The 26550-nt window shown below is 68.1% G+C and carries 27 protein-coding genes and 1 tRNA gene; 21 read left to right on the forward strand and 7 right to left on the reverse strand.

Translation table 11 applies throughout. The annotated features are described in order from the left end of the window. Position 1 precedes the first annotated feature (1 nt). Complete coding sequence (locus AC3B6C_RS24530) at positions 2-1663, reverse strand: ABC-F family ATP-binding cassette domain-containing protein (RefSeq protein ID WP_488374443.1); 1662 nt, start codon at positions 1661-1663, stop codon at positions 2-4. Between the two features lie 88 nt (positions 1664-1751). Here AC3B6C_RS24530 and AC3B6C_RS24535 point away from each other — a divergent pair, with 88 nt between their 5' ends. Next, positions 1752-2951: an NAD(P)/FAD-dependent oxidoreductase gene (locus AC3B6C_RS24535; protein ID WP_488374444.1), complete on the forward strand. Its 1200-nt coding sequence runs from the start codon at positions 1752-1754 to the stop codon at positions 2949-2951. Between the two features lie 25 nt (positions 2952-2976). Here the strand turns inward: AC3B6C_RS24535 and AC3B6C_RS24540 are convergent, their stop codons facing one another. Beyond that, positions 2977-3738, reverse strand: a complete 762-nt coding sequence (locus tag AC3B6C_RS24540) for a TetR/AcrR family transcriptional regulator (RefSeq protein WP_055476648.1) — start codon at positions 3736-3738, stop codon at positions 2977-2979. A 124-nt stretch (positions 3739-3862) separates the two neighbouring features. On the opposite strand from AC3B6C_RS24540, the gene AC3B6C_RS24545 reads away from it, so the two are divergent. The 8 genes from AC3B6C_RS24545 (at position 3863) to AC3B6C_RS24580 (ending at position 12106) form a co-directional block, all read left to right on the forward strand. Continuing rightward, positions 3863-4876: an ATP-binding cassette domain-containing protein gene (locus tag AC3B6C_RS24545; RefSeq protein WP_488374445.1), complete on the forward strand. Its 1014-nt coding sequence runs from the start codon at positions 3863-3865 to the stop codon at positions 4874-4876. Between the two features lie 97 nt (positions 4877-4973). Continuing rightward, positions 4974-5729 carry an ABC transporter permease gene (locus tag AC3B6C_RS24550; RefSeq protein ID WP_488376409.1) on the forward strand — a complete coding sequence of 252 codons (756 nt, stop codon included), beginning with the start codon at positions 4974-4976 and terminating at the stop codon, positions 5727-5729. A gap of 100 nt (positions 5730-5829) precedes the next feature. Beyond that, a complete protein-coding gene (locus AC3B6C_RS24555) occupies positions 5830-6264 on the forward strand; it encodes an iron chaperone (protein ID WP_488374446.1) in 435 nt (144 codons plus the stop codon). A 131-nt stretch (positions 6265-6395) separates the two neighbouring features. Beyond that, a complete protein-coding gene (locus AC3B6C_RS24560; RefSeq protein WP_488374447.1) occupies positions 6396-7781 on the forward strand; it encodes a hypothetical protein in 1386 nt (461 codons plus the stop codon). Positions 7782-7821: 40 nt separating this feature from the next. Continuing rightward, complete coding sequence (locus tag AC3B6C_RS24565) at positions 7822-9126, forward strand: AAA family ATPase (RefSeq protein ID WP_488374448.1); 1305 nt, start codon at positions 7822-7824, stop codon at positions 9124-9126. Beyond that, the gene (locus AC3B6C_RS24570; protein ID WP_488374449.1) at positions 9123-10415 is read left to right on the forward strand and encodes a vWA domain-containing protein; all 1293 of its coding nucleotides are present in this window, start codon (positions 9123-9125) and stop codon (positions 10413-10415) included. The genes AC3B6C_RS24565 and AC3B6C_RS24570 overlap by 4 nt, the downstream gene beginning before the upstream one ends. A gap of 249 nt (positions 10416-10664) precedes the next feature. Next, positions 10665-11042 (forward strand): VOC family protein, encoded by a 378-nt coding sequence (locus tag AC3B6C_RS24575; RefSeq protein ID WP_010843443.1) that lies wholly within the window; start codon positions 10665-10667, stop codon positions 11040-11042. A gap of 110 nt (positions 11043-11152) precedes the next feature. Then, positions 11153-12106 carry a hypothetical protein gene (locus AC3B6C_RS24580; RefSeq protein ID WP_488374450.1) on the forward strand — a complete coding sequence of 318 codons (954 nt, stop codon included), beginning with the start codon at positions 11153-11155 and terminating at the stop codon, positions 12104-12106. Here the strand turns inward: AC3B6C_RS24580 and AC3B6C_RS24585 are convergent. Next, positions 12090-12815, reverse strand: coding sequence for an alpha/beta fold hydrolase (locus AC3B6C_RS24585; protein ID WP_488374451.1), 726 nt, complete (start codon positions 12813-12815; stop codon positions 12090-12092). The two genes, AC3B6C_RS24580 and AC3B6C_RS24585, sit on opposite strands and share 17 nt — an antisense overlap. 195 nt (positions 12816-13010) lie before the next feature. Here AC3B6C_RS24585 and AC3B6C_RS24590 point away from each other — a divergent pair, with 195 nt between their 5' ends. The 4 genes from AC3B6C_RS24590 to AC3B6C_RS24605 are packed head-to-tail and all read left to right on the forward strand — an operon-like array spanning position 13011 to position 14558. After that, complete coding sequence (locus tag AC3B6C_RS24590) at positions 13011-13367, forward strand: VOC family protein (protein ID WP_488374452.1); 357 nt, start codon at positions 13011-13013, stop codon at positions 13365-13367. Further along, positions 13364-13717: an ArsR/SmtB family transcription factor gene (locus tag AC3B6C_RS24595; protein WP_010843447.1), complete on the forward strand. Its 354-nt coding sequence runs from the start codon at positions 13364-13366 to the stop codon at positions 13715-13717. The genes AC3B6C_RS24590 and AC3B6C_RS24595 overlap by 4 nt, the downstream gene beginning before the upstream one ends. Further along, complete coding sequence (locus AC3B6C_RS24600; protein WP_488374453.1) at positions 13707-14240, forward strand: SRPBCC domain-containing protein; 534 nt, start codon at positions 13707-13709, stop codon at positions 14238-14240. Before AC3B6C_RS24595 ends, AC3B6C_RS24600 begins: the two co-directional genes overlap by 11 nt. 18 nt (positions 14241-14258) lie before the next feature. Continuing rightward, positions 14259-14558: a YciI family protein gene (locus AC3B6C_RS24605; protein ID WP_010843449.1), complete on the forward strand. Its 300-nt coding sequence runs from the start codon at positions 14259-14261 to the stop codon at positions 14556-14558. Between the two features lie 58 nt (positions 14559-14616). Here the strand turns inward: AC3B6C_RS24605 and AC3B6C_RS24610 are convergent. The 3 genes from AC3B6C_RS24610 to pgm form a co-directional block, all read right to left on the reverse strand. Beyond that, a tRNA-Ala gene (locus tag AC3B6C_RS24610) sits at positions 14617-14689 on the reverse strand. Positions 14690-14810: 121 nt separating this feature from the next. Next, positions 14811-15563, reverse strand: a complete 753-nt coding sequence (locus AC3B6C_RS24615; protein WP_488374454.1) for a DsbA family protein — start codon at positions 15561-15563, stop codon at positions 14811-14813. A 69-nt stretch (positions 15564-15632) separates the two neighbouring features. Continuing rightward, positions 15633-17276 carry a phosphoglucomutase (alpha-D-glucose-1,6-bisphosphate-dependent) gene (gene pgm, locus AC3B6C_RS24620; protein ID WP_488374455.1) on the reverse strand — a complete coding sequence of 548 codons (1644 nt, stop codon included), beginning with the start codon at positions 17274-17276 and terminating at the stop codon, positions 15633-15635. Between pgm and AC3B6C_RS24625 the strand changes: the two genes are divergently transcribed. Then, positions 17275-18033, forward strand: a complete 759-nt coding sequence (locus tag AC3B6C_RS24625; RefSeq protein ID WP_488374456.1) for an alpha/beta hydrolase — start codon at positions 17275-17277, stop codon at positions 18031-18033. The genes pgm and AC3B6C_RS24625 overlap by 2 nt on opposite strands. Positions 18034-18051: 18 nt before the next feature. Here the strand turns inward: AC3B6C_RS24625 and AC3B6C_RS24630 are convergent, their stop codons facing one another. Next, complete coding sequence (locus AC3B6C_RS24630) at positions 18052-19836, reverse strand: long-chain-acyl-CoA synthetase (RefSeq protein WP_488374457.1); 1785 nt, start codon at positions 19834-19836, stop codon at positions 18052-18054. Between the two features lie 134 nt (positions 19837-19970). Between AC3B6C_RS24630 and AC3B6C_RS24635 the strand changes: the two genes are divergently transcribed. The 7 genes from AC3B6C_RS24635 (at position 19971) to AC3B6C_RS24665 (ending at position 26497) form a co-directional block, all read left to right on the forward strand. Next, a complete protein-coding gene (locus tag AC3B6C_RS24635; RefSeq protein WP_044508103.1) occupies positions 19971-21206 on the forward strand; it encodes a CaiB/BaiF CoA transferase family protein in 1236 nt (411 codons plus the stop codon). Between the two features lie 20 nt (positions 21207-21226). Further along, positions 21227-22066 carry an ABC transporter ATP-binding protein gene (locus tag AC3B6C_RS24640; RefSeq protein ID WP_014927682.1) on the forward strand — a complete coding sequence of 280 codons (840 nt, stop codon included), beginning with the start codon at positions 21227-21229 and terminating at the stop codon, positions 22064-22066. Then, positions 22063-23196, forward strand: a complete 1134-nt coding sequence (locus AC3B6C_RS24645; RefSeq protein WP_488374458.1) for an ABC transporter permease — start codon at positions 22063-22065, stop codon at positions 23194-23196. Before AC3B6C_RS24640 ends, AC3B6C_RS24645 begins: the two co-directional genes overlap by 4 nt. Further along, positions 23193-23834, forward strand: a complete 642-nt coding sequence (locus AC3B6C_RS24650; protein ID WP_010843457.1) for a class I SAM-dependent methyltransferase — start codon at positions 23193-23195, stop codon at positions 23832-23834. The genes AC3B6C_RS24645 and AC3B6C_RS24650 overlap by 4 nt, the downstream gene beginning before the upstream one ends. Positions 23835-23910: 76 nt before the next feature. Then, positions 23911-24834 carry a metal ABC transporter substrate-binding protein gene (locus AC3B6C_RS24655; RefSeq protein WP_488374459.1) on the forward strand — a complete coding sequence of 308 codons (924 nt, stop codon included), beginning with the start codon at positions 23911-23913 and terminating at the stop codon, positions 24832-24834. Continuing rightward, positions 24831-25622, forward strand: a complete 792-nt coding sequence (locus AC3B6C_RS24660) for a metal ABC transporter ATP-binding protein (protein ID WP_488374460.1) — start codon at positions 24831-24833, stop codon at positions 25620-25622. The genes AC3B6C_RS24655 and AC3B6C_RS24660 overlap by 4 nt, the downstream gene beginning before the upstream one ends. Beyond that, positions 25619-26497, forward strand: coding sequence for a metal ABC transporter permease (locus AC3B6C_RS24665; RefSeq protein WP_010843460.1), 879 nt, complete (start codon positions 25619-25621; stop codon positions 26495-26497). Before AC3B6C_RS24660 ends, AC3B6C_RS24665 begins: the two co-directional genes overlap by 4 nt. Positions 26498-26550 lie beyond the last annotated feature (53 nt).

The raw sequence follows: 26550 nt of genomic DNA on the forward strand, positions 1-26550 counted from the left end.
CTCAGCGCTCGGTGACCCGCCCGCCGTCGACATCCCAGTGCCGGTCGACGTGCACGTTCTGCAGCATGCGCCGATCGTGTGTCACGAGAAGCACTGCGCCGTCGTAGGAGTCGAGGGCGGACTCGAGTTGTTCGATCGCGGGCAGGTCGAGGTGGTTGGTCGGCTCGTCGAGCACCAGGACGTTGGTGCCACGCGCCTGCAACAGTGCGAGGCCGGCCCGGGTGCGCTCGCCGGGCGACAGGTCTCCCACCGGACGGTCGACGTGGTCGGCGCGCAGACCGAACTTGGCGAGCAGGGTCCGCACGTCCGCGGTGGACAATTCGGGAACGAGGGCCACGAACCGTTCGGCGAGCGGCCGGGGACCGGTGAATTGACCACGCGCCTGGTCGATCTCACCGATCGCGACGTTGGCGCCGAGCTGGGCACTCCCCTCGTCGGGCTCGACCCGCCCGAGGAGCAGTCGCAGCAGCGTCGTCTTACCGGCGCCGTTGTGGCCGGTGATGCCGATGCGCTCGCCGGCGTTCACCTGCAATGACACCGGACCCAGTACGAAATCACCCTGCCGTACAACCGCTCCGTTGAGTGTGGCGACCACCGAGCTGGAGCGAGGCGCGGAGCCGATGGTGAACTCGAGCACCCATTCCTTGCGCGGTTCGGCGACCTCGTCCAGCCGCGCGATCCGGCTCTCCATCTGCCGGACCTTCTGCGCCTGCTTCTCACTCGATTCGGTTGCGGCGCGGCGTCGTATCTTGTCGTTGTCCGGCGCCTTGCGGATGGCATTGCGGACGCCTTGACTCGACCACTCCCGTTGCGTCCTCGCCCGGGAGACGAGATCGGCCTTCTTGGCGGCGAACTCCTCGTACTCCTCGCGGCGGTGACGCCGGGCGACGGCCCGCTCCTCGAGGTAGCTCTCGTAACCGCCTCCGTAGACGGTGTTGGTGTGTTGCGCGAGATCGAGTTCGAGGACCCGGGTGACGCTGCGCGCGAGGAACTCTCGATCGTGACTGACCAGGACGACGCCGCCGCGCATCCCGGCCACGACCTCCTCCAGTCGCGCGAGACCGTCGAGGTCGAGGTCGTTGGTCGGTTCGTCGAGGAGCACGATGTCGAACCGCGAGCACAGCAGCGCGGCCAGCCCAACCCGCGCGGCCTGACCGCCGGACAGATCCGTCATCAGGGTGGCGTCCGGGTCGATGACGCCGTCGCCGAGCCCGAGATCGGCGAGGACCGCGGGCAACCGCTCGTCCAGATCGGCGGCACCGGTGGCCAGCCAGTGGTCGAGCGCGGCGGCATACGTCTCGGCCGGGTCTCCCGAGACCGTCACGTCCGGGTCGGCCAACGCGTCGGCCGCAGCGTCCATCGCCACGGTGGCCTCCGCACAGCCGGTCCGCCGGGCGACGTATGCGCGCACGACCTCGCCGGGAAGTCGCTCGTGCTCCTGCGGCAACCATCCGACGAAGGCATCGGCGGGCGCTCGTGTCACCGTGCCCTCCAGCGGCGCGAGGTCACCGGCGAGCACCCGCAGGAGAGTGGTCTTCCCGGCACCGTTGGCGCCGACCACGCCGACCACGTCCCCGGGTGCCACCGTGAGATCGAGGTGATCGAACAGGACGCGGTGGGCATATCCCCCGGCGACGTCCTTGGCAACGAGCGTGGCGGTCATCCGTCCATGGTCGCACCACGTCGTCGACCGCCCGGAGCCGGCAGACCGGCCCGCGGTTTCCCGACCTGCCCATCGGGTACCCGCCCGCATGACCTCAACTCGCGAGACCCGACACTTCGACGTCGTCATCGTCGGCGGCGGAAATGCCGGCCTCAGCGCAGCGGCGCGGCTGCTGCGTCTGGGCTTTCCCGATGTCGCGGTGATCGAACCGCAGGCCGTCCACACCTACCGCCCGCTCCTCTCCTACGTCGGCGGAGGTCAGGCGACACTTCGGGAGGCCGAACGCACCCAGCGATCGGTGACGCCGGACGGGGTGACCTGGGTGCGCGACACAGCCGTGGTCGTCGACGCGGGGAAGCGGACGATCCGCTGCTCCTCGGGTGCCGACATCGGCTACCGGGACCTGATCCTGGCCGTCGGACTCGTGCCCGATTGCGACGCGATGCCGGGAGTCGATCTCGCGATCGCCGACCGTGCGGTCGCCAGCAACTACCTCGACCGCGCCGAACAGACCTGGGACCTCGTGACCTCGATGCCGCGGGGTGGCCGCGCGGTGTTCACCGTCCCGCGCCCACCCGTCAGCTGCACCGGCACGACCCTCAAACCTCTGTTCCTGGCGGCAGCCCACTGGCGACGCGCGGGCATCCTCGAGTCCCTCGACATCACCTTGATCGTCGACCGGCCGCATCTGCTCGGCGTCGACGGCCTCGACGCCCGCCTGTCGGAATGCCTCGACGAGCTCGGGGTGCGTGTCCTGCTCGACAGCACCGTCCGGTTGCATCCGGTCGATCGCCGGGTCACCGTGGTGACCGGCTCGGAGACCCAGGACGTGCAGTACGACATGTTGCATCTCGTCCCGCCGTTCCGGGGCGCCGACCTCGTGACCGACTCGGGTCTGGCCGGCACTCGCGACCGGGGACTCGTCGACATCGATCCCCACACGCTGCGCCACCGCACCCACGCATCGATCTGGGGTGCCGGCGACGGTGCCGCGATCGCCACCGACCCGTCGGGTGGCGGGCTGCGGCGCCAGGTCGCGGTACTCGTCGACAACCTCGCGGCCGCGCGCGCCGGCGAAGAACTCACCACCTACGACGGGTACACCGTCGCGCCGATCGCAACCGACGCCCACCATCTGATCGCCGCCGAGTTCGACCGCGACGGAACCATCACCTCGTCGCTGCCGTCGGTCATCGACCCGCTGAAGCCGCGCCGGAGCGCGTGGGCCTTCGACCGCTACGTGCTGCCCCGTCTCTACTGGAACGCGATCTTGCGCGGACGCGTGTGAACCGCGCCCGGTAGGAACACCCGGGTCAGTCCCCGTCGGCACGGATCAGTGCATCGATCCCGGCGATCACGATCGTCACGCCGGTCTCCAGCGCATGCTGCGGGCTGCGCGCCGAGTCGAAGGTGGCCCCGACGGTCGTGCCGACGCGCCCGGATACCGGGTAGTCCTGGTCCTTCATGAGATGGCCGAGTGCGGGCGCGACGATGGCCCACCACTCCGGGTCCGCCATCCCGGACGCCTGCCGGGTTTCGTGGTCACTGCGATATGCACGCGCGGCGCCTTCGACGACGGTCAACAGAGTCGTCAGGCCGGCCTCCATCTGCAGATCCGACAGACCTATCCCGTCGAGGACACGCAACTCTGCTTCGTATTTGTCTCCGGCGTTCGGCCCGAGCAGACTGCGGGCGTCGTGGATGTCGAGGAGCCAGGGATGGCGCAGGATCAGTTCCCAATTCCGTTGCGCGACATACTGTATGCCAGCCCGCCAATCACCTGCGTCCGTCGCCGAGTCAGCGTTGTCGTAGAGGCCGCCGTACACGGCGTCGACCATCAGCGCGGTGAGGTCGTCCTTGCCGGGCACGTGGTTGTACAGCGCCATCGTGCTGACGCCCAGCCGCTCGGCGACCTTGCGCATCGAGGTGGCGTCGAGCCCGTCGGCGTCGGCGAGTTCGATCCCGGCATGCACGATCCGCGAGACTGTGATGCCCGAACGACCCGCCGGCGGATGATGCCCCCACAGCAGGTAGAGGCTGCGCACCACCTCGGGTGCGGATTTCGGCGTGTTCACGAACCTCCTCGTAGTCACTCGCACAACCAGATTCCACCGACGCGTGCGTTCGGCGCCACCGTATCGTACGCTCGTAACGTACGGTGTAAATAACGTCGTATAAATGGCCCCGAGGAGGCTCGCGGTGGGTGACACCGATTCAGCGATCACGCTCGAAGGCGTGCGCAAGCGATACGGCGGTGGATCGGCGGCGGCGGTCCTCGATGGACTCGACCTCGCCGTGACGCGTGGCAGCGTGCACGGCCTGCTCGGCCCGAACGGTGCGGGCAAGACGACTGCGGTGCGGATCATGACCACCCTGCTCGCGCCCGACGCAGGGCGCGTCCGGGTCGCCGGCGTCGACGCGGTGCGCGACCCCGGCCGGGTGCGAGCGCGGATCGGTCTCGTCGGTCAGCATGCCGCCGTCGACGAAGCCCTGACGGGTCGCCAAAACCTGGTGATGTTCGCCCGACTCAACCGGTATCGACCGGCAACCGCGGCTCGGCGCGCGGCGGAGTTGCTCGAGAGGTTCGGACTCGACGAAGCAGCCGATCGCCAGGTGAAAACGTATTCGGGTGGGATGCGGCGTCGTGTCGACCTCGCGGCCGGCCTGATCACCGCTCCCGAGGTCCTGTTCGTCGACGAGCCGACCACCGGATTGGATCCCGGTGTGCGGCAGGATGTGTGGAACGCGATCCGGGAACTCGTACGTGGCGGCACGACCGTCCTGCTGACCACGCAATACCTGGAGGAAGCCGACCAGCTCGCCGACCACATCTCGATGCTCGGCAGCGGTCGAGTCGTCGCCGACGGCAGCCCGGCGGAACTGAAAGCCCGCGCCGGCGACGACTGGTTGGAGGTCAGCACGGCCCACGAGGCCGACGCCGACCGGCTCCGGGGCATGCTCTCGCAGTGGTCCGCGGGCGAGATCACCATCGTCGGCAATCGCGTCCGCGTGCCGTTGGCCGATCGCACCGCATCGGTGATCGGGGCGTCGGCGGCCCTACGAGACGCCGGGTTGGAAGTCCGCGACATCGCCGTGCGCACACCGACACTGGACGAGGTCTTCCTCCAGGTCACCGGGCACACCCCCTTCGGGGACGCGCCCGACGACACACGACTACACACCCCACCCACCATTGCGGAGGCCCACAAGTGACGATCCCGACCACCCACACTCCTCAGGCCGCGCCCGCCAGCATCCCGCCCGACGGACCGACCTCCCCGTCGTACGCGCGTTCGCCGACACATGGACGATCACCCGTCGGGACATCCAGCACTGGCGTCACCTTCTCGGAGCCAGAATCTTCGGCTGGTTGTGGCCGATCGTCCTGATGGCTCTGTTCCTGGGCCTCCTCGGTGGTGCACTCGGAGGCGATGTCGGCGGCAGTTACATCGACTTCGTCATGCCCGGTGTCCTCGCCATGACAGCCTTTCTCGGCCTCGAGACCACGATGGCAGCGGTCAGCCAGGACTCCCTACGGGGGATCACCGACCGATTCCGCTCGCTGCCGATCAGCGGCATCGCCGTGGTTGGTGGCCGGTGTGTTGCCGATCTACTCGACTCGCTGATCACGCTCGTCGTGGTCGTCGCCGGCGGGTTGGCCTTCGGGTGGCGTCCCGACACCAGTGCGCCCGAGGCGTGTGCCGCGCTCGGCCTGCTACTCCTGCTCCGGATCGCGATGCTCTGGACCGGGATCTTCATCGGCCTGAAGGCGACCAGTCCCGAAGCGCTGGTTCCGTTCAACATCCTGGTGTGGCCGATCCTGTTCTTCTCCACAGTGTTCATCGACACGTCGACCATGCCCAGGTGGCTCGCGACGATTGCCGACGCGAACCCGCTGTCGGCGACCGCGTCCGCGCTGCGCGAGCTCCTGGGCGCCCCTGTCATCGGCGGCGGCGACAGTGTGTTCGCCGACCACGCCACGCTTCTCGCCATCGCGTGGCCGGTGGCGATCATCGCGATCTTCCTTCCTCTGGCGGTGTCCGCCTTCCGGCACCTCCGCCGCTGATCGAGCCGGCTCATCGGTCACGAATCGAGAAGCCCGACAGGGTCATGCCCCGCTACCGTGAGTGACACCTCGATACATGACGACCACGAGAGGAACGCGAATGGGCAACTCGGGAGGATTCTCCGATCAGGAACGTGCCGCGATGAAGGAGCGCGCCGCGGAACTCGAGAAGGAGAAGACCCGCGGGCGTGGCAACAAGAGAGCGGCCGAGGAACTCGATCTGCTCGCCAAGCTCGAGAAGATGGACCCGGCCGATCGCGCGCTGGCCGAACGCATCCATGCGATCGTCACCGCGACCGCGCCGGACCTCGCCCCCAAACTCTGGTACGGGCAGCCCGCGTACGCGCTCAAGGGCAAGGTCGTGTGCTTCTTCCGCAGCGGCCACGACGACAACGAGCGCTACTCCACGTTCGGATTCACCCAGAACGCACACCTCGACGACGGCGGTTTCTGGCCCACGTCGTTCGCTGTCAGCACCGTGGACACCGGGGTCGAGAAGACGATCACGACGCTCGTCGCCAAGGCTGTGAGCTGACCGTTCGAGGACCGCGGGCAGGCCATCGGGGCCCACCCCTGGCCAAGAGGACTGCGACACGGTATATTTCAACGGGTGTTGACTTCCTCTGAACAAAGATTGGGGGTCCACGTCGTGCGCGGTGAGTGCTGATGCGCCTCCCGCCCACGACTGGAATTCCTCCCCGCCTCTCCCTCTGGCTCCGCGCCCGTCAGTTCGCGGTACCGCCCTCCATCATCGAAGCTGCCACCGCTGCGCGCCGCGCCGGTGACTGGATCGGCGCTTGCGCCGCAGCGGGTTTCGACCCCGATATCGATCTCGCCGACATCCGTCGAAGGTGCGGCCCCGACCTGGCCGAACACCTACGGGACGACCTTCTCCATCTCGCCCCCGACCTGTTGCGCTGGCATCTGCCGCGAACAGGTCCCGCAGGACACCTACGACCCGGCCTCACCATCGCCTTGGCACGTTACGGGCCCGAACACGGAAATCGTTTCGGCACAGTGGGTTCGACGTATCTGGTCGCGCGGACGGCACCGCGCTGGGCCGACGCGGGCCAGCGAGTTTCGCTGGCCCTGTGGGACGGATCGACGCCCGACCCACACCCTCACCCTCGACCCGATCGCAGATACCGCCTCGACCTGCACCGCCACCTGTGGGACGTCCGGCATACCAGTGAGCTCCGAATCCGTTGCGGCGCCGACTCATCACCGTCGCCGCCGATCCTGTCCCCGCCTCCCGACCTGCCGGACGGCTGCGCCGTCGATCGGTGGGCGGCCGAAGCCACTGTGGTGCTCCGCACCGAGGGGCACCGGTCCGGGTGCGTGCGGATACGGCTCGGAACACATGGAGATCTGTTCCTGCACAATGATATCGACGACCCCACCGCTGCTCACTGGGTGAACGACCCGCCGCCAGGGAAGATCACGACGTTCCCGGTTCTGCCCGACGCCGCGACCAGAACGCTCCCGGACCTCGAGTTGCTCCGACACGGCGCCATCACTCCCGATCGGTTGCACCCTCTGGTTGCGGCCGCATTGACGCCCGACTCCCCTTCGTCACCCCATCGTCGAAAAGCGCTTGTCGACAATTCCTTTCAGGAGGTTCGATGTCGCGGCGAGCTGCATCGCATCGGGGTCGCGAACGGAGTCCTGTCGGCATTGGATCACGACCGCGACGAGATTCGCCGCGAGGGGATGCTGGCGTCCCTCACCGGCACGCCCTTACCCTGTCTGGAGGCGATCGACCGCGCCCATCGTCGGCCCGACTGTCTCACCGGGGTACAGGAACGACTCGACTTCGGCGACATCGATGGCGCACTCGCAATCGTCGAGCACCTGCTCGGCCCTGAGGCGATCCTGCGAAACGGACCGTTACGCGACGCCGTCGAACGCGCTCGCGCTCAGGTGGAGATCCACGACGCCTATCGCGCCGGCGACATAGATACTGTCCCACAACCCATTCCCGGTGGACCCCGCCGCCGCGGCCACACCGGCCGACGTAGACGCGCACGTCCACGACATGCGACTCATCGCTGACGCCGATCCCCCCTTCCCTTCCACAACCCGTAGGTGAACCATGCCCGCACATACCTCGACCACACTCCCCCGGACCACCGAGTCCGCACTAGACGACGCCAACGCTCAGCCCGGCAGCGATCGATCCGGCGGTGCTCAACTCGACAGGGCCGCCGGATTACTCGCGCTGCTCGAGGAGACGACCACCGAGCAGCGCTCCCATGACCAGCTCGAGGCGCTCACACTCGCCGTGGCCGCCGACCTCCCGGTCCTGCTGTGGGGTGAGCCGGGGATCGGTAAGACCGCGGCGCTGACGCAACTCGCCGCGTCCCTGGATCTCCCCCTCACGACCGTGATCGCGAGCGTCCACGAACCGTCGGACTTCTCCGGACTACCCATCGTCGGCGACGACCCGGCGACTCGGGGCGTTCCCATGGCGCCGCCCGACTGGGCCGTCCGACTCGCCGACGCGGGCCGCGGACTGCTCTTCCTCGATGAGCTCTCCACGGCACCTCCCGCGGTGCAGGCGGCGCTCCTGCGACTCGTGCTCGAAAGACGAGTGGGCGCACTGCAACTGCCTCCCGAAGTCCGGATCGTTGCCGCCGCGAACCCACCGTCGTCGGCGGCGGACGGCTGGGAGTTGAGCGCACCGCTGGCCAACCGATTCGTCCACCTGCACTGGACCCACGACCACGAGGTCGTCGTGCGCGGTCTCGGAGGCACCTGGCCCACGGCGACATTGCCGACCCTGGACCCGGAGAAGTTCCCCAGTGCTGTTGATTTCGCCCGCCGCGCCGTGTGCACACTCCTGGCAGCGCGGCCCGCGCTGGTCCACAAGCTCCCCGGAAGCCAGACCCGTCGGGGCGGCGCCTGGCCGTCGCCGCGAAGCTGGGCCGCGACGGTTCGACTGATCGCGTTCGCCACAGCCGCCTCCGCGTCACCCGATGTGCTCTCGCTGCTGATCCGCGGCACGGTCGGCGACGGGCCCGGCTTCGAACTGCTGGCGAGTATTGATCGCATGGATCTCCCGGACCCCGAAACGCTGCTCGCCGATCCGTCCGCGGTCAAGCTCCCCGAGCGAGGCGACCTGCGTCAGGCCACACTCGATGCCGTCGTCGCGGCGGTTCGGCGCCGACCCGACCGCGACCGGTGGGACGCCGCATGGGAAGTGCTGGCCGTCGCGGTGCAGACCGGCGCTCCCGACCTCGTGGTGGTCCCGGCGACCACCCTGGCGAGCCTGCGCCGGGACGACTGGCAGATCCCCAGCACGATCGACCAGCTGGCGGGGGTGGTGTCGGTGTCTCGCGCAGCCGACGACGCCGCCGAGCGGGTCGCCGCTCGACCAGGGCGGGGCCGGATGCGATGACGTTGAGGGAGGCACCGGCGTCGACGGCATCGGAGTCGATCTCGGACAAGATCTACGCGGCTCGTCTGCAAGCGGTCCGTGCCCGGCCGTACATGGCAACCGCGCTGTACGCCCTGCACCTCGTCGAATCGCCGCGCGTCCCGACCATGAGCGTCGACCGTCACTGGCGCTGCTATCTGTCGCCCGCCTTCGTCGCAAGCCGACCCGAGGAGGAGATCGCAGCACGCCTGGTACACCTGGTCTCTCATCTCCTCCGGGATCACGCCGACCGAAGCGACCGGTATGCCGACGACCACGGCTCCGACGGTCCGTCGGAACGGTTGCGGATGAACATCGCCGCCGACTTCGAGGTCAACGACGACGTATACGGGGACGGACTCATCACGCCCGACGACGCCGTCCACCCGTCCGCGCTCGATCTGGACACCGGATTGCTGATGGAGGACTACCTCCGGTGGTTCAGCCTGGGCCCGGGAACCGATGAGATGGCCTGGCTCGAGTGCGGTAGCGGAAGCGACGGCCGTCATCGGGACTGGGAAGTGGGACCGGATGGCGCCGACGGTCTGAGCGATCAGGAACGCGAAGCCGTCCGGTTCGCGGTGGCGACGTCGATCTCAAACCGCGCAGGCGACGTGCCGGCCGGCTGGCGGCGCTGGGCACGCGACGCCGTGCACCCGCCACAACCCTGGCAGGCACTACTGGGTGCCGCGATACGCGCCGCGGTGTCGACCTCCGGTGTCGGAGACGACTACACCTTCGGGCGGCCGGCGAGACGGTCGGTGGCGCTGCCCGGCGTGATCGTTCCCAGCCTTCGGCGCACGCCACCGAAGGTGAGTGTCGTCATCGACACCTCGGGGTCGGTCAGTGATGCCGAACTCGGCAGCGCCCTGCTCGAGGTCGCCGCCATCTCGCGCGCCGTGAGCGGCCGGCGTGACCGGCTCACCGTGGTGTCGTGCGACGCCGCAGCGCATGTCGCGCAACCCATCTGCCGTGCGGAGCACATCCCGCTGCACGGCGGCGGTGGAACCGACCTGCGCACCGGGTTCGACAGCGCCCTGCGCACCCGACCCGACGTCGTCGTCGCACTGACCGACGGCCACACCCCGTGGCCGAGTCACCCGCCCGGCTGTCGCACCATCGTCGGCCTCTTCGCGCGCGACCACCGTGCGTATGCCCCGCTCACCGGTTCGCCCGTCTCCGGATTCGGGGGCGGTGGCGCCCATCCCGGCGGGTGGTCGGCGCCACCCGACTGGGCCCACGTCGTGCGCATCGGTGAGGCGGGTCGGTGAGCGCCCTTGCGCCGTCGGCTCGTTGGCAGAACTGTCGCGATCGTCGTTCCCGGAGGTGCCTGCCGCGACCGGCGACGAATTCTCATCCCCCTCAGCGGTATCGAAGGGCACATTGCCCTTCGACCGTGCTCACGGGGACGAGAATTCTCGAGACGACCTATAGGAGCGCATTCCCAGCGGCCCGGGCCACCCGACCCCGAGGCGGTCATTCCGCCGGCTACAGTCTCGTCGCGGACTACTCTGACCGCCATGATCACCGCAGTGCACACATTGATCTACTGCGACGACCCGGAGGCCGCACGCACCTTCTTCCGCGACGTGCTCGGCTTTCCGCACGTCGACACCGGCGGTGGATGGCTGATCTTCAAGACCGGCCCCAGCGAGATGGGCGCCCACCCGAATGCGTGGGAGCACGAAGGGACCGCCGGACGCACCGACCAGAAGTTCGACGTGTCGTTCATGTGCGACGATCTCGAGTCCACGATGCGCGAACTCTCGGCGCGCGGCGCGGAGTTCGCCGGCGCCCCGACCGACGAGGGGTGGGGCGTCACCGTCGGACTCAAGGTTCCCGGCGCCGGCGAGATCACCCTGTACGAGCCGAAATATCCAGCGCCCGCACTCCGGTGATCCGTCGGGACCGGTGGTCGAGCGTGGCTCATTCGGTTGCATGAAACGCGACGATCCGGCACGTCGCGCGCGGTAATCTCCCGAGGTCACCGAGCGCATAGGAGCCGACCGTGGGCAGTCCCTACGACCCCAACCAGCCGACCGCCATGGGTCCGCAGGGGCCGCAGCAACCCGGATGGCCGCCCGCCGGCGGTCACCAACCCGGTGGGCCGCAGGCGGCTCCGGGTCAGCCCCACTCGGGGCCGTACGGTCAGCAACCGTATGGTCAGCAGCCATATGGCCAGCAACCCTTCGGACAGCAGCCATACGGCCAGCCGTACAACCAGCAGTTCGGCCAGCAACCCCCACCGCCGACCTCTGGCGGTGGCAAGAAGTGGTGGATCATCGGAGGCGGTGGACTCGTCCTCGTACTCATCGTCGTCGTGGCGGTGGTGCTGGCTCTGACGCTGAGTGGTGGCGACGACGAGCCGTCGGTCCCCAACGCCTCAGCACTCGAGCTGGTCCTTCCCGAGGACCAGTTCCCGGACATCACAGGTGATTTCACCACCGAGACGGGTGCCAACGACGACGATGGCAGCACCGTCGACAACGAGAAGTGCAAGACGCTGGTCGACTCCCAGCAGACCACCGGAGAACGCGCCGAACGCGAGCTCACCGAGACCTCGTCGTCGAGCGAGATCCTCTTCGGCCTCGACAACTACAGCGCCGACGTCACCAAACCGGCCGACAGCAGCTACGACGAATTCGACGAGATCCTCTCCGCCTGCTCCTCTTTCACGCTGACTCTCGACGACGGCGACGTCCCGGTCGCACTCACCCTCGAGAAGGTGGAGCTGCCCATCGACGGCGACTACAAAGCAGTTCGCATGACCGGCGCGTACGAGGTCAGTGGGTTCGAGCTCAATCTGGCGGGGATCATCGTGATCGGCGAGGAACGAGGCGTCTCGTTCTCGGTCACGCACAACACCGTCGACGACACTCCGCCCGCCATGGATTCCGAGGTCAGCAACAATCTGGCCGAGATGTTCGCGGCGCAGCGACAGGTCATCAAGGACGCCGCTTAGGCGGCGCAGCAGGGTCACTGAGAACCTGGGCCAGCGCGACCGGGTCGTCGAAGACGCTCATGTGCCAGGCGCCGGCACGAACGACGAATTCCGAGTCCGGGATACGACGATGCATCGCCTCCATCGAACCGACGTCGGACACCGTGTCGTGTTCGGCCGCAACCACCGTCACCGGACACGCGATCGACGGTGTGCGCTGCGAACAGTCGAAGCCCGCGATCGCGCGCAACGCCGACGCCCAGGATGCCCGGTCCGCGGTGGCCACTGCCTCCCGCGCATACCGGACGACCGGGCCGTCGGCCTGCAATTCACCTGTGCTGAACCAACGTCGGAGTGCGCCGTCGACATCGACCGAGCCGGCCTCCACGGCGGCGGCCACTGCGTCGAAAGCCGGGAAGGGAGTGTCTCGGGTGCACAGAAGCGTGAGGCGCGACACGAGATCGGGCCGCGTGATCGCGAGTTCCAGGGCGACCTGTCCGCCGAACGAATGCCCCACCACATGCCAGGGCCCTTCCACCTCAGCTGATTCCGCGACCTCCGCGGCCAATCGAGCCTGCAGGTCGGCGTCGGCGTAACCGGGTGGCGGAGTGATCTCCGGACTGATCACGTGTCCGCGCTCGGACAGCTCGGCGCGCACCGCGTCCCACACCGCCGGCGACAACGGGGTCCCCGGCAGAAGCAGCCAGGTCGACGGACTCGCAGACGGCACACTCACTCCTGTGGCGCATCGATGATGGGCGGTGCGTTCCGCGAGGAGGGGTCGACCGACGTCGCAGAACTTGCCTGCACCCTACGTCGGACAGATCGCCGGCACCTCGGAGGTGGATGTCGTCAAACCATTGCGGTATCTGTCAGGATTCACTAACGTTAGCGACAGCCGACGAATCTGACACAAGGAGTCATCATGGGAGCACCCGTCGCGTTTTTCGAGATCACCTCGAAGGACCCCAGCCGCCTCATCACGTTCTATCGCGAGCTGTTCGATTGGACCGTCGACGAGAGCCACGGACCGGAGTACTCGCTGGTCGACACCGGTGCGGGTGAGGGCGCCGTCGGCGGCGGAATCGGTGCCGTGTCCGACCCGGCCGGGACCGGCGGGGTGAGTGTGTACATGCGCGTCGATGATCTGCAGGCATCCCTCGACCGGGCCGAGACACTGGGCGGCACCGCACTCGTGCCGCCCGCGGAGCTGCCGGACGGCTACGGCCGCTTCGCGATGTTCGCCGACCCCGACGGCAATTCGATCGGGCTCTGGACGTGACCGACAAGATGCCGGGCGTCGACGAGGCCCTGCGCGCGATGGCCGAGCCCCGCCGCCGCGCCATTCTGGAACTCGTCTCCGGCGAGGAGCTGTCCGCGGGCGACATCGCCGCACGGTTCGACGTCAGCCGTACCGCGATCTCCCAGCACCTCACGGTGTTGAAGGACGCCGGGCTGCTCGCCGAGCGGCGCGAGGGAACCCGGCGCATCTACCGCGCCCGACCCGAGGGCATCGATCAACTGCGCGACCTGCTCGACGACATGTGGGCGTCATCTCTCGACGTCGCGCGGCAACTGGTCGAGGCCGAACGCGGACTGACCGACGACGACGAGGTGAACCGTGCCGGGTGAACGCAGAGTCGACGAATCCCCCGGCGGTGGCGGCGGTTCCGTTCTCCCGCTGCGGCGTCCACCGATACGCCAGTCCACCACCGTCCGCAGCGACCTCGACCACGTCTTCACCACCTTCGTCCGAACCATCGGGGTCTGGTGGCCGTTGCAGCCCATGTCAATCGGCGGGGATCGTGCCCGCACCGTGACGATCGACGAGTACACGGGCGGGCGGGTCTTCGAGACCTGGGACGACGGCACCACCGCCGAGTGGGGCCGTCTCGCGGTGTGGGAGCCCCCGAACCGTTTCGTCATGTCGTGGTTGAACACCCCGGAGCCGACCGAAGTCGAGTTGGCGTTCACCTCCCTCGGCCCGGCCCTGACGCGAGTGTCCGTGGAACACCGCGGCTGGGAGCGCCTCAGCGAGGATCAGTTGCGCGAAGACTGCGCCGCGCCAGGCGGTTACAGCTCCGGCGCGTACTCCAACGGCTGGGCCGCCGCTCTGGCGGCATCGGTCGCCGTCATCGAATCCACACTCACCTGAACAAAGGAAGCCCATCCCATGTCGCACTTCGTGTACAAACTCGTCCCGCCCAGGCCGACCTTCGGGCCCGGCGACATGTCCGACGACGAGGCCGCCGTCATGGGCCGGCACGGCGCGTACTGGTCGGGGCTGCTCGCCGACGGCACCGCGGTCGTCTTCGGACCCGTCGTCGACCCGGCCGGGAACTGGGGCCTCGGCATCGTCCGCGCGGACTCCGAGGACGAGGTCCGGGCGATCAGCGCCGCCGACCCGGCCATCACCTCGGGCCTCGCGCGCGTCGAGATCCTCCCGATGCCCGTCGGCATCGGACGGGACTGATCGGACCCGGACAACGACGAAGCCCGTCCCGACATCGGTCGGAACGGGCTTCGTTCAGTGGAGCTAAGGGGACTCGAACCCCTGACCCCCACACTGCCAGTGTGGTGCGCTACCAGCTGCGCCATAGCCCCGTATTTTGTTGTTCCGCCCTGTTCAAGGGCACTGGCGAAGTTACACCATCTCGGCGACGGCAACCAAATCGCCAGGACTCCGGCCGGGCAGGTCCGGGCCGGAGTCCTGGACGACCAGAGCTCAGGAGTTGCCACCGCCGAGGATGCTGTCGAGCCAGGCATTGCCCTCCAGCACGCCGTCGACGGGCTTGCCGTCGTGCAGCACGGTCGGGGTGCCGACCTGGCCGCCGGTGGCCTTCGACAGTTCGTCGGTCGACTTCTGCGCGTTCTCCTCGGCCTGGGCGACCATCGCGTTGTCGGTGATGCAGGTCGCGGTCGCCGGCGTCGCACCCTGCTCGGTCGCCATCCGCGCGAGTTCCGGACTGGTGATGTTGCCGGTGCGGTCCTCGGGCGGCTGCGCGGCGAACAGTGCGCTGTGGAACCGGAGGAACAGATCGGTGTTCTGTTCGTCGGCCACGCAGGCCAGCGCGCCGGCGGCTCGCGAACTGTAGTCACCGGTCGCCGATCGCGAGTTCAGGAAGTGCAGCGTGTGGTAACGCACGCGGAGTTTGCCCTCGGTGACGGCCTTGGTGATGGCCGGCCCGGACTGCTGCTCGAACACCTTGCACACCGGACACATGGGGTCCTCGAAGACGTCGATCAACGGGGCGGTCTCGGGGCCGACGATCATCGTCGAACTCGACGCCAGCGCGGCCTGATCGGTCTCACCCTCGCCACGTCCGCTCCACCAGATCCCGCCGATGACGAGCCCGGCGATCACCAGGATCGCCACACCGCCGAGCACGTACGTCATCGTGTTCGACGGCGCGCTCGGCTGATACTTCGAGTTGGACGTGCGGGGCACCGATGCTCCCGGCTTGCGCTTCTTGCTCACATTCCGACAATAACGGCGGCGCGCTGAAAATTGTCTGAGGGATCGTCGGGGCCGGGGCGGGCCCGCAGATCAGCTCCCCAACGCCGCGTCGACGACCTGTTGGGCCTCCTGCTGGACCTGCGCGAGATGGTCTGTGCCCTTGAAGGATTCGGCGTAGATCTTGTAGACGTCCTCGGTACCCGACGGGCGTGCCGCGAACCAGGCGTTCTCCGTCGTCACCTTGAGGCCACCGATCGGGGCGCCGTTGCCCGGCGCCGACGTCATGATCGCCGAGATGGGTTCACCGGCCAGCTCGGTCGCCGTCACCTGCTCCGGCGACAACTTCGACAGCACCGCCTTCTGCTCCCGACTGGCCGGCGCGTCGATCCGCGCGTAGGCCGTCGTCCCGTACTGCTCGGCGAGTTCGGCATACCGCTGCGACGGCGTCTTGCCCGTCACCGCGAGGATCTCCGACGCCAGCAGCGCCATGATGATGCCGTCCTTGTCCGTCGACCACGGACTGCCGTCGAACGTCAGGAACGACGCGCCTGCGCTCTCCTCGCCGCCGAAGGCGACCCGACCGTTCAGCAGGCCGTCGACAAACCACTTGAAACCGACGGGGACCTCGAGCAGCGGGCGCCCGATCCCGGCGACCACCCGGTCGATCAGCGACGACGAGACGAGCGTCTTGCCGACGGCCGCCGACTCCGACCACTGCGGACGATGCGTGAACAGGTAGTCGATCGCGACCGCCAGATAGTGGTTCGGGTTCATCAGGCCGGCGTCGGGCGTGACGATGCCATGGCGGTCCGAGTCGGCGTCGTTGCCCGTCGCGATGTCGTAGGAGTCGCGGGCCGAGATCAGCGAGGCCATGGCATTGGCCGACGAGCAATCCATCCGGATCTTGCCGTCGGTGTCGAGTGTCATGAACGAGAACGTCGGGTCCACGGTCGGGTTCACGACCGTCAGATGGTCGAGGTTGTACCGGAACGCGAGGCCGGCCCAGTACCCGACCGATGCCCCGCCCAGCGGATCGGCACCGATCCGGACCCCGGCGTCGTGGATCGCCTGCATGTCCACCACTTCGCCGAGTCCGTCGATGTAGTTGAGCAGGAACGAATAGTCGTGGACGTGCTCGCCGCCGCGGGCACGGTCGAACGGGATGCGCGCGACACCCTCGAGTTTCTGCTCGAGAAGCTCGTTCGCCCGCGCCGCGACCACCGAGGTGATCGACGTGTCCGCCGGCCCCCCGGTGGGCGGGTTGTACTTGAACCCGCCGTCGCGGGGCGGATTGTGCGACGGCGTCACGACGATGCCGTCGGACAGCACGCCCGGGTTGTCCCGGTTGAACATGAGGATGGCGCGACTGACTGCCGGGGTGGGAGTGAACGAGTCGCTCTCGGCGGTGTAGACGGTGACCTCGTTGGCCGCGAGCACCTCGAGTGCGGTGCGCCAGGCCGGGACCGAGAGAGCGTGGGTGTCGAAGCCGATGAACAGCGGTCCGGAGATGCCGGCCGAACGGCGATAGTCGACGATCGCCTGCGTCGTCGCGAGGATGTGGGCTTCGTTGAACGCGTTGTCGAAGCTCGATCCACGGTGCCCCGAGGTCCCGAACACGACCTGCTGCAACGGGTCCCATGGATCGGGCGTGTTGTCGTAATAGGCACGCACCAAGGCGTCCACATCGACGAGGTCTTCGGGCAGGGCCAAGGTACCAGCGCGAGGATGTGCCATGACCGCGATTCTGCCACCCCGCGCGCCGTTCGCCCGGTTGACGAACCGATCCGTCCGGCCGCGGGAACCGAATCGCTACGGTGAGACGAACGTCGACGCCGCATCGGAGGAACCCGCACACATGCTGATCTCGGGATTGTCGGGGCTGTTGTCACCCGAACGCCGTTCCCCCGGCCTGCTCGTGCTCGTCCTCCCCGGCGGCACGGACAGCAGTCACAAACCCTTCAGTCCCTGGCAGCCGTCCGCGCTGCGCATGTACCCGTTCACGTGGTCGCTGCGACTGCGTTTCGGCCGGTCGGTGCGCGTCCGTCAGGTCGGCTACCGCGTGTACGGCTGGAACGGCGACGAGAACTCGCCCATGCTCCCCGCCCGTGCGGCGCTCGACGAGATCTGCCGGCGTCACCCGGGCGTGCCGGTCGTCGCCATCGGACATTCGATGGGCGGACGTGTGGCCGCGCACCTCGCCGCCGACCGTCGGGTCATCGGCGTCCTCGGGCTGGCGCCGTGGTGGCAGTTCGCCGACTGGCGGCACATCCAGCCCGGTGCCCGGGTCGTCGCCGTGCACGGAGACGCCGACACCCGCACGCTGGCGAAGCGGACCCGCAAAGGGATCGACGAGCTGTCGGCCCTGGGAGTCGACGCCGAGTTCATCCCGGTGCCCGGCGGCGGTCACGCCATGCTCGACCACATCGGGCTCTGGCAGCGCAGCGCGCTCGACTTCGTCGGCGAACGACTCTCCGCTCTGCGCCGCGGTTGATCGGTCGACGCCGTTCGGTCAACGCTTCGGGCGGGCTCCGGCCAACTCGTCGATGTACCCGGGATGGAACTCGATGTACTTCTCCCCCGCGAGCACATACAGCGGGTCGTCGCCGGTCTCGCCGTAGGCCTGTTTACGGAGTTCGGTGCGCATGTTCTTGAACGTCGAGGTGTGCTCCAGCGCTTCGACGATCCGGACGAACAACGGCACTGCATACGCGGGCAGACCGTCGCGCACATGCCGGGCCAGCCCGTCGGCGTCGAACGTCTCGCCCTCGCGCAGACTGATCGCGGCCATTCCCGCCTTCCCGTCGACGCCGGGAACCGGCACACCGAAGACGACCGCCTCCTCGACGGCCGGATGGGCGTCGAGCACCGCCTCGACCTCGGTGGTGGCCACGTTCTCGCCCTTCCAGCGGAAGGTGTCGCCGATGCGGTCGACGAAGCCGATGTGTGAGAAACCCTGATCGCGGACGACGTCACCGCTGTTGAACCACTTGTCGCCCTTACGCTTCGCGTCGCGGACGATCTTGCGCTCGGTCGCCTCCGGGTCGGTGTACCCGTCGAACGGCACACGCGAGTTGATCTGCGCCAGAAGCAAACCGGTTCCACCCCTGCCGACCGGTTTCACCCGCCCGTCGGGATCGCGCAGCGGCTCCCCGGTCTCCTCGTCGTATTCGACGATCGTGTAGGGCAACGGCGAGAACCCGGCCGTCTTGGACAACCCGAAGACGTTGATGAAACCGATGTTCGCCTCACTCGCCGCGTACAACTCGACGATGCGGTCGATACCGAATCGCTCGGTGAACGCGTCCCAGATGTCGGGGCGCAGACCGTTGCCGACGGCCAGCCGGAGTCGGTGCGCGCGATCGGTCGGCTTCGGCGGTTGCGCAAGCAGATAACGGCACAGCTCGCCGATGTAGGCGAACGCGGTGGCGTCGTTCTCGATGATCTCGTCGATGAACTTCGACGCCGAGAACTGCCTGCCGATGGCCAGGCAGGCACCGGACGCGAGGACCGACGACACCGAGATCGTGAGAGCGTTGTTGTGGTAGAACGGCAGCGCGGTGTACATGACGTCGTCACCACGCAAACGGATTCCCAGACCGCCGATGCCGTTCATCGCGACCAGCCAGCGATAGTGGCTCATCTTGCTGGCCTTCGGGTAACCCGTTGTGCCCGAGGTGAAGATGTAGATCGCAGTGGAGCCGACCTCGATCGATTCGGTGACCGGTCGGTCGAGCGGCGAACACCGTGCGGTCAGCGTCGTGAGCTCGGCGAAGGTGTACTCCTTCGCCGGGCGGCACCCGGCCGGCACCGACTCCAACGCTTCCAGCAGATCATCTTGGTAGAGCACCACTTTCGGCTCGATGAGCCCGAGGCTGTGCTCCAGCACCGCGCCGCGCTGATTGAAGTTCAGCATCCCGCAGATCGCCCCGATCTTGACGATCGCCAGCATCGCGATGACGACGTCGGGATGGTTTCGCGACAGCACCGCGACCACGTCACCGCGACCGACACCTTCCCGGACGAGGAAGTCCGCGAGCCGGTTCGCATGGGCGTTCGCCGCGCGGTAGGAGATCGACGACCCCTCGAACCGGAGGAAGTCCCGATCGGGGTACTTCTGCACACTCTGCTGAAACCGCTTGCCGATGGACATCTTCGTGGTCGGCGGTTTGGGCAGCATCTCCGGCAGCGTCCGCAGGATCGTCCCGGCGTCACCGCGTAGCGACGCGACTCCCGACACCATGTCGACCAGCCGGATGTCCGGCAGGAGTCCCGTTCCCGACGCGTGATCAACCATGTTTCTCCAGCCTCCCCGATGTGTTGGACGACACACACCCTAGCCGGAGTTCGGCGTCAATGAAACAGTGGGAGCAAATCGTTCCATCGGCGTCGCGGCTTGGCGAGCTCTCGGTGACCGGCCACACTGTCCTGATGACCGATACCTCGCCGCGACCGACGAGCGAACACCCCGCCGGCCCCCTCGACGGCGTCACCGTCATCGAGTTGGGCACGCTGATCGCAGGCCCCCACGCCGCACGGTTGCTGGGTGACATGGGCGCCGAGGTCATCAAGATCGAGGCGCCGGGCAAGCCCGACCCGATCCGCACCTGGGGGCAGGCCGAGGTCGACGGCCATCGGTTCTACTGGACGGTCCACGGACGCAACAAGAAGGCGGTCACCCTCGACCTGCGGTCGGATCGAGGTCGAGACCTGTTCCTCGATCTCGTCGAGCGTGCCGACGTCGTCGTCGAGAACTTCCGTCCCGGAACACTGGAGCGGCTGGATATCGGCCCCGAGGTGCTGTCCGCGCGCAATCCGGGCATCGTCGTGGTGCGTGTCTCGGGTTATGGCCAGACCGGACCGGATTCGACGCGCGCCGGGTACGCCTCGGTCGCCGAGGCCGCCAGCGGGCTTCGGTACCTCAACGGGTATCCGGGACAGCTCCCGCCGCGGCTGGCCCTGTCCCTGGGCGACACTCTCGCCGGCATGTTCGCCGCGCAGGGCGCACTCGCCGCACTGTACCGGCGTTCGGTGACCGGCAAGGGTCAGGTCGTCGACACCTCACTCATCGAATCCTGTGTGGCCGTGCAGGAATCGGCCATCGCCGACTACGACGCCGGCGGTGTCGTGCGCGGCCCGTCGGGTACCCGGCTCGACGGCATCGCGCCGTCGAACCTCTACCCGACCAGCGAGGGCACCCACGTCATCATCGCCGCGAATCAGGACTCGGTCTTCGCGCGGCTCTGCGCGGCGATGGGGCAGCCCGAACTCGCGACCGACGACCGGTTCGCCGATCACGCCGCTCGCGGACGCAACCAGGACGAGCTCGACGCACTCATCGGCGACTGGTCGCGGCAGTTCACGCCGGAGAAGCTGACCGAGGTGCTCGGCGCCGCGGGAGTGGTTGTCGGACCGGTGAACTCGGTTGCCGAGGTGGTCGCCGACCCGCATCTGCGGGCGCGCGGGATGATCGCCGAACACTACGACGAACGCGCGCAGCGCACCGTGCTCGGGCCCGGCGTCGTGCCGCAGTTCAGCGACACTCCCGGTGGTATCCGCAACGCCGGTCCCCCGGCCCCCGGCTGCGACAACGAGGACGTCTACGGCGGGTTGCTGGGGTTGTCGGACGAGGAGATCACGGCGTTGCGAGCAGCCGGAGTCATCTGAGACTGGGCTACGGTCGTGGCATGTCACTGGTCGCGACCGGGCTCTCGCGCACCTTCGGCCGGCACACCGCCGTCGCCGAGGCGAGCCTCGAACTCAGATCCGGCAGGATCAGCGGGCTCGTCGGGCCCAACGGCGCAGGCAAGACGACCCTGCTGCTGCTCCTCGCCGGCCTGCTCGCCCCCGACAGCGGCACGATCGTGGTCGACGACGCGGCGGTGGACCCCGCGGACATGCGCCGGTTGACCGGGTGGATGCCGGACATCTTCGGCACCTGGGAGAGCCTCACGGCGCACGAGATCCTGACGACCTTCGGCAAGCTGTACGGAATGCCCACCACCCGGGCCCGTCAGCGCGCCGGTGAACTCCTCGAACTGGTCCACCTGACCGATCTCGCGGCGCGGCCGGCGCACGAGCTGTCGCGCGGCCAGAAACAACGCCTCGGCTTCGCACGCGCACTGGTGCACCGACCCCGGATTCTGCTGCTCGACGAGCCGGCCTCCGGAATGGACCCGCGGTCCCGGATGGACTTGCGCGGCCAGCTCCGCCGGCTCGCCGACGACGGGTGCTCGATCCTGGTGTCCTCCCACATCCTCTCCGAGCTGGAGGAAATGGTCGACGACGTCGTCCTGATGACCGAGGGCCGGACCCACACGGCGCCGAGTACCGCCGGTGGGGTGTGGCGCATCCGGCTCGTCGGGCAACCGCCGGGGCAGGCGCAGGAAACGCGCTTCGACGACGAGACCGCCGCCGCCCGGCACCTCGCACAACTGGTGGCCTCCGGGGCGGCGGTCAGCGAATTCGCGCACGTGTCCACCGGCATCGAAGACGCCTACCTCGCACTGGACCCGGAGCGCCGATGACCACGACCACGCTCCCGACGGACGACTCGCCACGTACCGGATTCTCGTCGTGGTGGCGGATGGTCGCCGTCATCGTCGAACTCGAGTTACGTCAGCGGCTGCGGACGACGAGATGGAAGGCCTCGCTCATCGTGGCCTTCGTCGTGACCTCGCTGGCGGTCTTCGGGTCCATGTACCTGGCCGTGGGGGTGTTCGGCGGCACCTACACCGGGTGGGCGTCGAATCTCTACGCGCTCTTGCTCGGATTCCTGTTGCTACTCGGGATCATCGTGGCTCCCACGCTGGCGGCGACCACGATCAACGGTGACCGCAAGGACGCGACCCTGGCCGTGGTCCAGGACACCGGGATCACCAATTGGCAACTGGCGCTGGGCAAACTCATCGGGAGCTGGGTGGCGGGCATCGCCCTGGTCGCCGTCGCCGCACCGTACCTGATCTGGGGCCTGGTCGAAGCGCCCCAGTCGATCTGGCGCAGCGTGCTCGGCATCGTCGTCCTGGCACTCGTCTTCGCGTCGTATGCAGGCATCGGACTCGGATTCTCCGCGGTGACAGCGCGCCCGGCGGGATCCGCGGTGCTGACGCAGTCGGCCGTCTTCTTCCTCCTCCTCGGCCTGCCGGTGGCGTTCGGTCTCCTGTATCCGACGACGGCACAAATGCATTCGGTGATCCGTACCGACACCACGGTGACGGACCCATCGAGCCCGACGCCCACCTGGACGTGTCAGGAGGTCACCCGCGAGGAAGAGTTCCACCACCACGAACGCATCTGGTGGCTCCTCGCCCCGAATCCGTTCTTCATCGTGGCCGACGCCGTGTCCACGACACCCGAGAATCCGACGAAGGCCTCCGACAGCATCGCGCAGGAGATCTCGCAGACGCTGTCGGCGGTGCGGGCGGGCCCGTACATCGGCCCTCGCACGTGTGACGACATATCCTTCGGTTACGTCGACCAGCAGGCCCCCACCGGACACATCGCTCGCGAAACAGCCCACCAGACCTCCGAGATGGGGGACTCGTGGTACGTCGGACTGGGGATCTACCTGATGCTCGGCGGCCTGGGATATCTCGTCGCGGCACGACGTCTGCGGATACCCGCCGGCAAGCTGCCGCGCGGTGTCCGGATCGCATGAGCGCCGGCCACGGAACCGCCGGGTTCCAACCGGGGTACGACGCCCTGGCCGATCTGTACGCCGAGACGTTCCCCTCGCCGTTCACGAACATCCTGCAACGCCACGCCTTCGACGCGTTCGTCGAACACGTCCGCGGCAGCGGTGTCACCGGAACAGTGGTCGACGTCGGGTGTGGGCCGGGCCTGCTGACCGCCGAACTCGCTGCACGCGGATTCGATGTGGTCGGGGTCGACCCGAGTACATCGATGCTGCGAATCGCACGGTCGACGCACCCCGCAGTCGGATTCGTCTCCGACGACGCCCGTCTCGGGGCGCCGGAGCTCGCCGGCGTCACCGTCGCGGCAATCCTGGCCCGGTTCAGTCTGATCCATGTGCCACCCGACGCCGTAGCCGAGGTGTTGGCAGGCTGGGCGGAACGGATGGACGCGGGCAGCATCGTCCTGGTCGCCGGCCAGGCGAGCGCCGACGAGGGCATCGTCGACTTCGATCATCGGGTGGCACCCGCGTGGCGATGGCACCCGGACCGCATGTCCGCCGCACTGGCCGACGCCGGATACGACGAGGAATGGCGAACGGTGCACCGAGCCGACGACGATCACCGCTTTCCCGAGTTCCACGTTCTCGCCCGGCGGCGGTGAGCGACGGCTTCGAGATCGGCTGAGCCGTCCAGCCCCCGAACTAGAAAGTTCGGTCAACCGAAACTATAGTGTCGGCATGCCCAAGCCCGCGCGTCGTCGGTTCCTCACCGCAGGGGCACTCCTCGCCGCCGTCTGCACGATCCTCGCCGGTTGCACGCTGTCGAGCCGGCTACCCGACGAGAAGGTCGTACTCACCACGTTCACCGTGCTCGCCGACATCGCCTCCGAGGTCGCCGGCGATCGCCTCGAGGTGGAGTCGATCACCAAGCCGGGCGCCGAGATCCACGGCTACGAGCCCACCCCCGGTGACATCCGGCGCGCCGCGACCGCCTCGCTGGTCCTCGACAACGGGCTCAACCTCGAAGCCTGGTTCGCGCAGTTCGTCGACGGACTCGACGTCCGGCACGTGGTCGTCAGCGAGGGCGTCGAGCCGATCGACATCGCGTCGGATGCCTACGCGGGCAAACCCAATCCGCACGCGTGGATGAGTCCGGTCAACGTCCAGATCTACGTCGACAACATGGTCCGCGCGTTCACGGAGCTCGACCCCGACGGCGCCGCCACCTTCGAATCCCACGCGGCCGCATACAAAAAGCAGCTGCAAGAGGTGCAGTCCGACCTGACCTCCGCCCTGGCCGGGCTACCCGCCAACGAAAGGGCACTTGTGACGTGCGAAGGCGCGTTTTCCTACCTCGCCCGCGACGCCGGACTCACCGAGCGCTACATCTGGCCGGTCAACGCCGAACAGCAGGCGACGCCGCAACAGGTCGCCGAGACGATCGACTTCGTGCGGGCCAACCGCGTCCCCGGCGTGTTCTGCGAGTCCACGGTCTCCGACGCCCCGATGAAGCAGGTCGTGAACGCGACCGACGCCCGTTTCGGCGGGACCCTGTATGTCGATTCGCTCTCCGAAGCCGACGGCCCCGTACCCACCTACCTCGACCTCATCCGCCACGACGTCGCGACCATCGTGTCGGGCCTGACCGGGAGCAACACGTGAACGCCTCAGCGACAAGCGGTTCCGCTATCGAAGTGACAGACGTGACCGTGCGGTACGGCGACATCCTCGCCCTCGACCACGCGTCGGTACGCGTGCCGGCCGGCCAGGTGTGTGGCCTCGTCGGCATGAACGGTTCGGGCAAGTCGACGCTGTTCAAGACGATCGTGGGCTCGGTGACCCCGACGACCGGCACGGTCCGGCTCGGCGGCCGGACCCCCACCGCAGCGCGTCGTGCCGGCGCGCTCGGCTACGTACCGCAGTCGGAGGACATCGACTGGAGCTTCCCGATCTCGGTCCGCGACGTCGTGATGACCGGTCGCTACGGCCACCTCGGGTTCACGCGCCGACCGAAGCGGGCCGACCACGACGCCGTCGACGAAGCCCTGGCGCGCGTCGAACTCACCGACTTCGCCGACCGCCAGATCGGCCGGCTGTCCGGCGGTCAGCGCAAGCGGGCCTTCGTCGCCCGCGGCATCGCGCAGGAAGCGGGGATCCTGTTGCTCGACGAGCCGTTCGCCGGTGTCGACAAACGCACCGAGGCCACCATCACCGCGCTACTGCGCGAACTCGCCGATGCCGGGACGACGATCCTGGTCTCGACGCATGACCTGCAGGTCCTGCCGGAGCTGGCCGACGAGGCGATTCTGCTGATGCGCCGGGTGATCGCGCAGGGCGCGCCGACCGAGGTGATCACCGCGGAGAATCTCGTCCGCGCGTTCGGTCTCGATCCCCTCGCCCGACCGACTTCTGCACCCCATGACTCCGAGCATCCTGAGGAGGTCGCGTGAACATCGTCGACATCCTCCTCGACCCGTTCGCGTACGCGTTCATGACGCGCGCACTGTGGGCGACGCTGATCTCCTCGGTCGTGTGTGCGCTCCTGTCGTGCTGGCTCGTGCTGATCGGCTGGTCCCTGATGGGCGACGCCGTCTCGCACGCGGTGCTGCCGGGCGTGGTGCTCGCCTACATCGTCGGCGTCCCGTTCGCCATCGGCGCGGTGATCTTCGGTTTCCTCGCGGTGGCACTCATCGGCGCCGTCCGCGATGGCGGCCGGGTGAAGGAGGACGCCGCCATCGGCATCGTCTTCACGACCCTCTTCGCCTTCGGACTGGTACTGATCTCGGTGACGCCGAGCCAGACCGACCTCAACCACATCATCTTCGGCAACCTGCTGGGTGTCTCGACGTCGGACCTGGTGCAGATCGCGATCCTGGGCGCGATCGTCGCGACGCTGCTCCTGCTGAAGCGGCGCGACTTCACGCTGTACGCCTTCGACCGCACGCACGCCTTCGCGATCGGCCTGAGCCCGCGGCTGCTGGGCGCGGCCCTGCTCGCGCTGCTCGCCCTCACCGCGGTGACCGCCCTGCAGGTCGTCGGCATCGTGCTGGTAGTCGCGATGCTCATCATCCCCGGCGCGACCGCGCGACTGCTCACCGATCGCTTCGGCCGGATGCTGATCATCGCGCCCGCCATCTCGGCGATCTGCGGTGTCATCGGCCTGTACGTCTCCTACTACCAGGACACCTCCCCCGGCGGGATGGTCGTCCTGGTCCAGGGCATCACGTTCTTCGGTGTCTACCTGTTCAGCCCCACCCACGGCGTGGTGACGAAGCGACGCAAGCATCGCGAGAGTGCGACCCTCGACGCGCTGAGCACCGGGTAGCCGACCTGCCCGTAGAGACGACGAAAGCGCCCCACCTGAACAGGCGGGGCGCT

It is taken from the genome of Gordonia sp. 11cp, from assembly GCF_057767225.1.

Coding starts and splice junctions, on each gene's coding strand:
- AC3B6C_RS24635 (WP_044508103.1), top strand. CDS start 19,971: ATGACCGATACCTCGCCGCGACCGACGAGCGAACACCCCGCCGGCCCC.
- AC3B6C_RS24655 (WP_488374459.1), top strand. CDS start 23,911: ATGCCCAAGCCCGCGCGTCGTCGGTTCCTCACCGCAGGGGCACTCCTC.
- AC3B6C_RS24590 (WP_488374452.1), top strand. CDS start 13,011: ATGGGAGCACCCGTCGCGTTTTTCGAGATCACCTCGAAGGACCCCAGC.
- AC3B6C_RS24530 (WP_488374443.1), bottom strand. CDS start 1,663: ATGACCGCCACGCTCGTTGCCAAGGACGTCGCCGGGGGATATGCCCAC.
- AC3B6C_RS24630 (WP_488374457.1), bottom strand. CDS start 19,836: ATGGTTGATCACGCGTCGGGAACGGGACTCCTGCCGGACATCCGGCTG.
- AC3B6C_RS24565 (WP_488374448.1), top strand. CDS start 7,822: ATGCCCGCACATACCTCGACCACACTCCCCCGGACCACCGAGTCCGCA.
- AC3B6C_RS24575 (WP_010843443.1), top strand. CDS start 10,665: ATGATCACCGCAGTGCACACATTGATCTACTGCGACGACCCGGAGGCC.
- AC3B6C_RS24640 (WP_014927682.1), top strand. CDS start 21,227: ATGTCACTGGTCGCGACCGGGCTCTCGCGCACCTTCGGCCGGCACACC.
- AC3B6C_RS24605 (WP_010843449.1), top strand. CDS start 14,259: ATGTCGCACTTCGTGTACAAACTCGTCCCGCCCAGGCCGACCTTCGGG.
- AC3B6C_RS24560 (WP_488374447.1), top strand. CDS start 6,396: ATGCGCCTCCCGCCCACGACTGGAATTCCTCCCCGCCTCTCCCTCTGG.
- AC3B6C_RS24645 (WP_488374458.1), top strand. CDS start 22,063: ATGACCACGACCACGCTCCCGACGGACGACTCGCCACGTACCGGATTC.
- AC3B6C_RS24535 (WP_488374444.1), top strand. CDS start 1,752: ATGACCTCAACTCGCGAGACCCGACACTTCGACGTCGTCATCGTCGGC.
- pgm (WP_488374455.1), bottom strand. CDS start 17,276: ATGGCACATCCTCGCGCTGGTACCTTGGCCCTGCCCGAAGACCTCGTC.
- AC3B6C_RS24625 (WP_488374456.1), top strand. CDS start 17,275: ATGACCGCGATTCTGCCACCCCGCGCGCCGTTCGCCCGGTTGACGAAC.
- AC3B6C_RS24650 (WP_010843457.1), top strand. CDS start 23,193: ATGAGCGCCGGCCACGGAACCGCCGGGTTCCAACCGGGGTACGACGCC.
- AC3B6C_RS24570 (WP_488374449.1), top strand. CDS start 9,123: ATGACGTTGAGGGAGGCACCGGCGTCGACGGCATCGGAGTCGATCTCG.
- AC3B6C_RS24555 (WP_488374446.1), top strand. CDS start 5,830: ATGGGCAACTCGGGAGGATTCTCCGATCAGGAACGTGCCGCGATGAAG.